Annotated in this window: 7 protein-coding genes; 3 read left to right on the forward strand and 4 right to left on the reverse strand. The window is 49.6% G+C overall.

Annotated elements, in window-relative coordinates; all coding sequences use genetic code 11:
• The 4 genes from BZG79_RS07765 to BZG79_RS07780 form a co-directional block, all read right to left on the reverse strand.
• Positions 1–640: transporter substrate-binding domain-containing protein (locus BZG79_RS07765; RefSeq protein ID WP_077774111.1), on the reverse strand; the 640-nt coding region annotated here is incomplete at its 3' end.
• Between the two features lie 65 nt (positions 641–705).
• Positions 706–1,770 (reverse strand): efflux RND transporter periplasmic adaptor subunit, encoded by a 1,065-nt coding sequence (locus BZG79_RS07770; protein WP_077774112.1) that lies wholly within the window; start codon positions 1,768–1,770, stop codon positions 706–708.
• Positions 1,767–5,075, reverse strand: a complete 3,309-nt coding sequence (locus tag BZG79_RS07775; RefSeq protein ID WP_077774113.1) for an efflux RND transporter permease subunit — start codon at positions 5,073–5,075, stop codon at positions 1,767–1,769. Before BZG79_RS07775 ends, BZG79_RS07770 begins: the two co-directional genes overlap by 4 nt.
• A 135-nt stretch (positions 5,076–5,210) precedes the next feature.
• Positions 5,211–5,549 carry a metalloregulator ArsR/SmtB family transcription factor gene (locus BZG79_RS07780; protein WP_021023582.1) on the reverse strand — a complete coding sequence of 113 codons (339 nt, stop codon included), beginning with the start codon at positions 5,547–5,549 and terminating at the stop codon, positions 5,211–5,213.
• Positions 5,550–5,763: 214 nt separating this feature from the next.
• Between BZG79_RS07780 and BZG79_RS07785 the strand changes: the two genes are divergently transcribed.
• From BZG79_RS07785 to BZG79_RS07795, 3 genes are all read left to right on the forward strand, one after another.
• Positions 5,764–5,955 (forward strand): DUF2892 domain-containing protein, encoded by a 192-nt coding sequence (locus tag BZG79_RS07785; protein ID WP_077460700.1) that lies wholly within the window; start codon positions 5,764–5,766, stop codon positions 5,953–5,955.
• A gap of 10 nt (positions 5,956–5,965) precedes the next feature.
• Positions 5,966–7,666, forward strand: a complete 1,701-nt coding sequence (locus BZG79_RS07790; protein WP_077774114.1) for an FAD-dependent oxidoreductase — start codon at positions 5,966–5,968, stop codon at positions 7,664–7,666.
• A 191-nt stretch (positions 7,667–7,857) separates the two neighbouring features.
• A partial coding sequence (locus tag BZG79_RS07795; RefSeq protein WP_199877608.1) for a PAS domain S-box protein occupies positions 7,858–8,922 on the forward strand: 1,065 nt, incomplete at its 3' end.

An 8,922-nucleotide genomic window follows, 5' to 3' on the forward strand; every position in this document is an offset into this window, starting at 1 on the left:
TATCACCCATATTGCCGGGAATCGGCTCGACTTGCATCCCGCCAGCGAGGTAATCAATGCCTTGTGCTGCTTTGAACCCTGCGAGTATCTCGTAGCGTGCTAAAAATACATCACAGCGCCCTGCTTGCGTCTGTTTTACCAGTTGCTTAAAGTCTTTTGCTGACTTCCTCACCTGGCTATCATCAACACTGAACCCTGTGTAGTTATAGCCCAAAAGGCCACACATCCGCAGCTGGTTAATATCATCCGCTGTCTCGATGTTCAGGCCATTCGGATGTTGTTGGGTTGAGTAAATATAGCTAGGCTGCAGAGTGTAATAATAGTCAGTTAAAAGAAAATCACGATCGCGTTCTTCGCTGTAAGATGCGCTAAGCGCAATATCGTAATTACCTGATTTTGTCTCAAAAACGCACCGCTTCCACGGCGGTAAATCTACCGATACATCTACACCGCTGTCTTGAAAGATGGCATTGAGGACATCAATGTCATAGCCTTCGATATTCTCACCTTTTTTATAGTGAAAAGGTGGCCAATTCGCCCCATCACCACACACTTTAAGCGATGAGGTATCGAGTGCCATCGCTGGTCCTGATAATAAGCTGCCGGCTAAGGCCGTGGCAGAAAGTAACGCAATCTTCATAGTCAACTCCTTGAGGGATAACTCACCTCTAAGTATCGTCGACATTGTTAAAAATGCGAACGCGATTAGTCAGTCTTCTGCGATTTAGGATGCAGTAATACAGTTTCGCCAACCTTTAGCCCTTTTCGCACTCGGCCCTCTTCGGTCAGTACCACCAAGCGTCTTATAATTTGGTTGTCTTCAACCACGTTCACATAGTCAAGTTGACCAATTTGGTAACGCGCGTTAGCAGGAACCGATAAAATAGAGCTCGCCTTTTGTGACACCGTCACTTTAACAAACATACCAGGTAGTCGTGCCTGATCGTCACCGTCTGTGACAGGCAAAGTCAAAGCAACGCGATAGCTACGTGACGTCGCATCGGCGGCCGGCGTGATCGTGCGTATCGTTCCGGTCAATGTTTTTTCATAAGTTGGCAAGCGTAGTTGAAGCGTGTCTCCAATAGTCACAAAAGGCAGTGAAGACTCGGCGATGTTCACTTGTGCCTCCATACTGTCTGGGTTGTACAACGTCAGCATCGCTGCACCCGGCGTCGCCGTATCCCCTTGATTGATAATTTTTTCGGTGATCAGTCCAGTAAATGGCGCGCGCACTAGACTAAATCCGAACTGGGTTTCGGCCTCATCCACTGCCGCGATCGCCCGGCGGTATTCAGAGCGCGCGGTATTTAAGCGGTTCTCGGCATCATCGAATTGTGATTGCGGCACGAGCTTTTTCGCTAATAAGGTTTCCATCCGGCGATAATCGCTGCGCGCAGTATTCAGTTGTGACTGTGCTGAGGCCAGTGCTTGTTGCACTTGGCGCACTTTAGCACTGAGATCGGCGTTGTCTAAGCGGATCAGTATATCGCCTTGCTCCACGCGATCGCCAACATCGACCAGGACATCGGCAACCGTTGCCGTCATTCGCGCCGCCAATGTTGCGTTTTGCCGCGCCACCAGCTGCCCTGAAAAAGTTCGGGTTTGCGGCTGCTCAATCGCGGTAAGCGTCAAAGTGTTATGATCGTCCGCTCCTTGCGAAGAGCTGGCCTTTGAGGTCACCTTTTCTGTAAAGACCCCAGCCATACCAAGAAATAGCACTAACAATCCAGTGCCCAGCACGACGGCCTGTAATCCTTTTTTCTTATTCATGCCTCGTCTCCTTCTGCCGGTAAGCCATGGGTAGGATGATTTTGATACGCTAAGTTGTACACCACAGGCACAACCAGCAAGGTAAAGACGGTTGATGCCGCAATCCCGAAAATAATGGCCCATGCGAGACCATTAAAAATGGGGTCAAGGGTAATAATCACATTCCCTAATAAGGTGGTACCGGCGGTCAGCAAAATCGGCCGCATACGTACCGCTCCCGCTTGTATTAAGGCTTCACTAAGTTCCATACCGCGCGCCAATGATTGCTGAATAAATTCAATCAATACCAGGGAGTTACGCACCACGATGCCGGCCAATGCAATCATGCCTATCATCGCGGTAGCGGTGAAAAGTGCTGGGTTTGGATAGCCGTTAATGTCGCCACTTAAGCCATTAAGCAACCAAAAACCGGGCATGATGCCGATTACCGTGAGGGGAATTGCCAGCATAATCATCCCAGACACCGCCGGTAAGCCGGTTTGGATTAGCATCACGATAAAGACGCCTAACAAAGCGGCGCCGTAAGCTATACCAAGGTCACGGAATACATCAATGGTGATCTTCCACTCTCCCTCGCCGCTCCAATCAACATTAATATCGTCACGCACCTGCCAACCATCACCAGCACCATTGTCGAGGTAACTACGCGCTGCAAGCGGCCGTGGTGTATCCGTTTTTGGCTGATTAAAGTCAGCGATCACATCAGCGACCACCTCCCCAGGTACACGTCCAATTGGCTCGGCATAGACATACACCACAGGCTGAAGATTTTTATGATAAATCGGTTGGTCCACCGGTTGTCGCTCAAAATGCCCCAACTCGCTTAATGCCACCAGCGGTTGCGGTGCATCGACCAAAGCGCCTTGCACCGATTGTTTTGCGACACCGGCACGGCCTCGTATATGAAGCGCTAATAAGGTATCCAGTTTATCGCGTGCATCCGGGGCTAAACGCAGCGTGACCGGTAAGGGATCGATTTCATCAGCATCCGCCAGGTGAGCCAACGTGACGCCTTGATTGGCCGCGCGCAATGCCTGGTTAATATCAGTGATAGCAACGCCAGATAATGCCGCTTTTTCTTGATTGACCACAAACTGCCAGCGCGATAGCGGTCCTTGAATACTGGTACTGACTTCCGAGACTAACGCTTCTCGTTCCAATCGCGCCGCAACCTGTTGGGCTTGCGCTTGAATATCTGCATAAGGCGTACTCGGTGCACCATAGACTTCTGCGACAAGGGTCGCCAGTACAGGTGGGCCGGGTGGCATTTCCACCAGTTGTATGTCGGCATTATGTTTGGCTGCGATCGATTCCAGATCATCACGCAAGCGGGTCACTAAACCATGTGATTGTAATTCTCGCCGCTGCTTATCCACCAAGACGACGCGCAATTCGCCCTGATAGGGGGCATTTCGCGCAAAATAATGACGCACCATGCCATTAAAATCCATCGGTGATGCAAGCCCCGCAAACCCCGACACAGAGACAACTTCCGCTTGCTGCTGAAGATAAGTGTTCATCTCACGTAATGCATTCGAGGTCTCGACATAACTGGCGGTTTCTGGCAAATCCAACACCACCTGAAATTCGTTTTTGTTGTCATAGGGTAAGAGTTTAAGCGGCACGAGACGTAGCGCCGGTAACATCGCCGCTACCACAAACAGCCCCCCTACTACCATAAGAAACCTTTTCGCACGGCGATTATTTTCTAACAGGGGAAGTAATAGTCGACGATAGCCCCGATAAAGTGGTGTCGTTTCCATACGATAGTCATCACCCTTATTCGAGGCACGAACAATTTTTTTCGCCAGCCAAGGCGTGACTAAAAACGCCACCAAGGTACTGATCACCACACTCACAGGCACATTAAATGCCAGTGGCGCCATGTAAGGTCCCATCATCCCGGTGATAAAAAACATCGGAGTAAACACAATAACAATCGCCACCGTCGACATGATCAGTGCCCGTTTGATTTCCAGCATCGCCAGCACAATGGTGCGACCCCGCGGCTTATTATCATGGGTCAGGTGGCGCTCAATATTATCGATACTGGCTATTGGGTCATCGACAATCAGGCCCAACGCCAAAATCAGAGCAAACAAGGTGACACGATTGATGGAATACCCAAAAGCGAGATCAAGCCCCAGTGCCGCGCCATAGCTAATCGGAATCGCGATGGCCACGACCAAGGCACTGCGCCAGTTTAAAAACAGCCCCACAAACACCACCACGGTCAGCACGGCAATACCTAAGCTCGAGACTAAATTATTGACTTTAGCATCAGCGGTTTGACCATAGTTGCGAATAATCTCAACCTCTACGCCCTCCGGGAACTGGGTATTCGCTAAACGATCGAGGGTGCGCGTTACATCGTCGGCAACCGTCACCGCGTTCGAGCCTTTTTGCTTGGCAACCGAGATAAATACAGCGGGATGCGGTTTGGTCTGTTGTTGCGATTGGATCCAAGTATCGGTGCTGGCCTCAGTGGGACCATCACTTAACGTGGCGACATCTTGTAAGTACACAGGCTTGCCATTCACAACCGCGACAACCAACTGGCGAATATCGTCACGGCTTTGATACCACTGTCCGGTTTCAAGGACATACCGCTGGCCTTGATGCTGAATATCACCGGCGTTACGTTTTTGATGACTCAGTGAAAACGCACGGGTTAAATCGGCCACACTGATTTGATAACTTGCCATTGCCGCCGGATCGAAAGCCACTAACACCTGGCGTGGCATACCCCCGACAACGTTAACCACATTGGTTTGGGGAAGGGCTTTTAAATCCAAGGTGGCTTGCTCAGCAATACGACGCAGCGCGTAATGATCGACAGTATCTGGCTTATCGCTACGCAGCGCCGCCATCACAATAGGGACATCATCAATTTCAACCGGCTTAATCGCCCACTCGCTCACCGCGGCAGGGATCGCATCTTGGTTGGCGTACAGCTTGTTATATAGCTTGACCAGCGCTGATTCGCGATCTTCTCCGACATAAAAACGCACGGTCACACGCGCCGATCCGGTTTGTGTCGTGGAATAAACATACTCCACCCCGTCTATTTGACTGACTTTTTTCTCTAGCGGCTGCGTCACCTGCTTTGCCACTTGTTGCGCGCTTAAGCCCGGTGCTTGTATCAGCACATCTGCCATCGGCACCACAATTTGCGGATCTTCCTCTTTGGGTGTAAGCCACAGCGCGGCAGCCCCAACCAAAAGTGCCAACGCAATTAAAATAGGCGGAAAAAAACTGTTCATCACACGGGTAATAAACGGGCCTTGAGGTTGATCATCTCGCATAGCAGTTCCTTGTTGCTGTCGTCCGTGCGCATCCTTTACGGAATGGATATAACGTCTACATGCCTAGATATAACTTAGTTAACCATCGCCGTCTGATATGTTGGTAGCATCACAACAACGAGTAATAAATCAAGATTACGGGCAATAGATGCGTTGTAACGTGGCGATAATATCCGCGACGTTGGGATCTCGTAAGCGATAAAATACCTGCTGTGATGATTTACGTACGCTCACCAGTTGATGACGTTTGAGCACGCTTAAGTGTTGAGAAAACGCCGACTGACTGAGGCTCGAACCTTGTTGCAACTGTCCCACATGGGTCTCTCCAGCCAGTAGCTGACATAACACCACCAGGCGCTCAGGATGCGCCATTACCTTCAACAAGGTCGCCGCTTTCGATGCTTGTTGTCGCATTGCGCCAATGTCCATATCAGGCACATCATCTTTTTCATATAACCCTGTCTGAACCACCATGTTAGGCTCCTGTTGTAAGGACTTCCTTAAGCTTAGCCCCTCTTATTGTTTAGTCAACTCTAATTTAGACAGATTATCATTAGACTTTTCTAAACATAGCGACTACAGTGAAACTAACGCTGGATTCAATCCATATAACAGGACACGCACCCAAAGCAACCAACGTCAGTCGAGCGGTAGCTACGGTGCAATATCAATGCAAAGGAGTCTTACAATGACAATTGAAAATGCAGTTCGCGTGATCGCTGGCAGCATAGTGCTGCTTTCTGTGGTACTTACCCTCACCGTGCACAGCCAATTTGTTTGGCTTACTGTATTCGTGGGCGTAAACCTCATTCAAAGCGCGTTTACAGGGATTTGTCCGGCAGCCTTTTTCCTGAAAAAACTTGGATTACGTCACGCTTAACGGAGTCAAAATGACCAAGATAGTAATTATTGGAGGCGTCGCCGGTGGCGCTTCTGCTGCAGCTCGTGCACGCCGTCTGACCGAGGACGCTGAGATCATTATGTTCGAACGCGGCCCCTACGTTTCGTTCGCTAACTGTGGTTTGCCTTACCATATCGGTGGCGATATCACGGATCGCAGTAAGCTCTTGCTACAAACGCCAGATAGTTTTCGTGCGCGCTTTAATGTCGATGTGCGTATTAATAGCGCCGTCAGTAACATTGACCGCGAAAACAAAACCGTTACGGTCACTCGGGCCGATGGCAGCACCTATCAAGAGAGCTACGACAAATTACTATTAAGCCCTGGCGCGGCGCCAATTATGCCGCCGATTCCTGGCTTAGATAACCCACTCACACATTCTTTGCGCAACATCCCGGACATGGATGCAATTTTGCACACCATCGAGATGAACAATCCTAGTCACGCAACTGTCGTCGGCGGAGGCTTTATTGGTCTCGAGATGATGGAAGCACTCCATCAGCGTGGCATTGAAACCACCCTTTTAGAAATGGCCGATCAGGTGATGACGCCGGTTGACCGCGAAATGGCAGGCTTTGCCCATCAGAGCATTCGTGATCATGGCATTGATTTACGCCTGGGGACGGCCTTGGCGTCGGCCGAATACATTCCAACCACGCATGTGGCCAGTGATGACGCCGGTGAACCCAGTGAACCGCAACACTTAGAAGGTTCACTGAGCCTCACGCTAAATAATGGCGACACGCTACACACTGAATTGTTGATCATGGCTGTTGGCGTAAAACCCGAAGTCACGCTGGCACAACAAGCCGGCCTGGCGATTGGTGAAAAAGGCGGGATCGTGGTCAACAGCACCATGCAGACCCAAGACCCAGATATTTACGCGGTCGGGGATGCCGTCGAAGAAATCGACTTTGTCACTCACAAGCCGACGCTGGTACCACTGGCTGGACCGGCTAACCGTCAAGGGCGCATGGCCGCTGACAACATGCTAGGAAGCACTGAGCATTATCTTGGCACCCAAGGCACCGCCATTTGTAAGATTTTCGATCTGGCCGTTGCCTCTGTGGGCCAAAATGAGAAGCAACTTAAACAGGCCAACATTGATTACCAAAAAGTCTATGTTCACGCGGCAAGTCATGCGGGTTACTACCCGGGCGCAGAAATTGTCTCGTTTAAAATGTTATTTGCACCCGACACGGGTGCTATTTTAGGCGCACAAGCGGTAGGCAAAGATGGCATTGATAAACGCATTGATGTCATGGCGGTTGCACAGCGTGCTGGGATGACGGTTGAGCAACTGCAGCATTTGGAGCTGACCTATGCCCCACCGTATGGCAGTGCTAAAGATGTGATCAACCAAGCCGCGTTTATAGCAACTAACCTGATCAAAGGCGACGCAAAAGCGGTTCATTATCACGATTTAGCGACCCTAGGTGATGACCAAGTGCTTCTGGATGTGCGCAATGCCCCCGAACGCGAAAACGGTGAGTATATCGAAGGCGATATCCATATTCCGGTTGACGAACTGCGCGGGCGCATTCATGAGCTTCCCAAAGACAAAGAAATTTTGATTTACTGCCAAGTCGGCTTGCGAGGCAACGTCGCCTATCGCCAGTTAGTCAATCATGGCTTTAAAGCCCGTAATTTACTAGGCGGCTATCGCACTTACAAGTTTGCCACAGCTTAAACGCGAATCATTGCCAGTCAAAAGCGCGAGCCAATGCTCGCGCTTTTTGTTTATTGGAAAACCCGCCCAACCTGGCTTATACCTATTAAGTTACCATCATAATTTGTCAGTTTTATTGATAATCAGGGTACCGACTTAGGGCTCACACCTTTTGTCTCACAGCTTAAAGGCCATTAACAGAGAGGATCAATATGCTAGGTCGTTCTAACTCTCACCTACAAGCGCTTGAGCAAGCAATTATCGCGGTTGTCACCATTGATCACCACAATAACATCACTTTCTTTAATCAGGCAGCAGAGGACATTTGGGGATATTCAGCAAGCGAGGTGAAAGGAAAGAACGTAGCCATGCTGATCCCCACCGAATTACAAGCCAACCACGACAGCTACGTTAACCGACACAGATCTGGGGGAGAAGATCGCATCGTCGGGCGTTCTCGTGAAGTGCAGCTCAGACGAAAAGACGGCTCATTGACTTGGGTGCAACTGTCTTTATCCAAGATACGCGTCTCTGGCAAAATTCATTACACGGCATTTGTTCGTGATGTTACCGCTGAACGAGATGCACGAGAGATGATGACCCAAACCCTCGAACAAGCGCTTGATGCTGTGGTGTGTATTGATGAAAACAATTGTATTACCTTTTATAACAAAGCGGCCGAGCAGCTGTGGGGATACAGCAAAGAAGATGTTCATGGCAAGAACGTTAAAATGTTGGTGCCTCATGCAATCCAAGCCAACCATGATGACTATGTAAATCGCAACCGAAAGACCGGCGAAGATAGAATTGTTGGCACCAGTAGAGAAGTCGAGATCGAACATAAGGATGGTCATCGACTCTGGGGGCAGCTCTCATTATCGAAGGTACATCTTGGTAATCGAACACTTTATACTGCCTTTGTAAAAGATGTCACTGAGACTGTGCAACGCCGGGAAGAAATGCAGTTATTGTCCATGGTGGCAAACGAAACCGATAACGCAGTTGTCGTGACTAACCCTCAAGGGAAAGTGGTTTATGTAAACCGTGGTTTTGAGCGGATGTCAGGGTATAGCTTAGATGAGATGAGAGGGAAAAAGCCTGGTCATATTCTTCAAGGAGCAGATACTAGTCCTGAAACCGTGCAAAACATTCGTGATCATCTTGCCCGCCATGAGCCCTTCTATGATGAGATTCTTAACTACAGCAAAAATGGTGAGCCTTACTGGATTTCACTCTCCATTAATCCTATTAGGGATGATAACCACCATATTACGCAC

Source organism: Salinivibrio sp. MA427 (assembly GCF_001996115.1).
GTDB classification, from domain to species: domain Bacteria; phylum Pseudomonadota; class Gammaproteobacteria; order Enterobacterales; family Vibrionaceae; genus Salinivibrio; species Salinivibrio costicola.

Bases quoted from the DNA above. Each gene is read 5' to 3' on its own strand.
- BZG79_RS07790 (WP_077774114.1), top strand. From the start codon at position 5,966: ATGACCAAGATAGTAATTATTGGAGGCGTCGCCGGTGGCGCTTCTGCT.
- BZG79_RS07770 (WP_077774112.1), bottom strand. From the start codon at position 1,770: ATGAATAAGAAAAAAGGATTACAGGCCGTCGTGCTGGGCACTGGATTG.
- BZG79_RS07780 (WP_021023582.1), bottom strand. From the start codon at position 5,549: ATGGTGGTTCAGACAGGGTTATATGAAAAAGATGATGTGCCTGATATG.
- BZG79_RS07785 (WP_077460700.1), top strand. From the start codon at position 5,764: ATGACAATTGAAAATGCAGTTCGCGTGATCGCTGGCAGCATAGTGCTG.
- BZG79_RS07775 (WP_077774113.1), bottom strand. From the start codon at position 5,075: ATGCGAGATGATCAACCTCAAGGCCCGTTTATTACCCGTGTGATGAAC.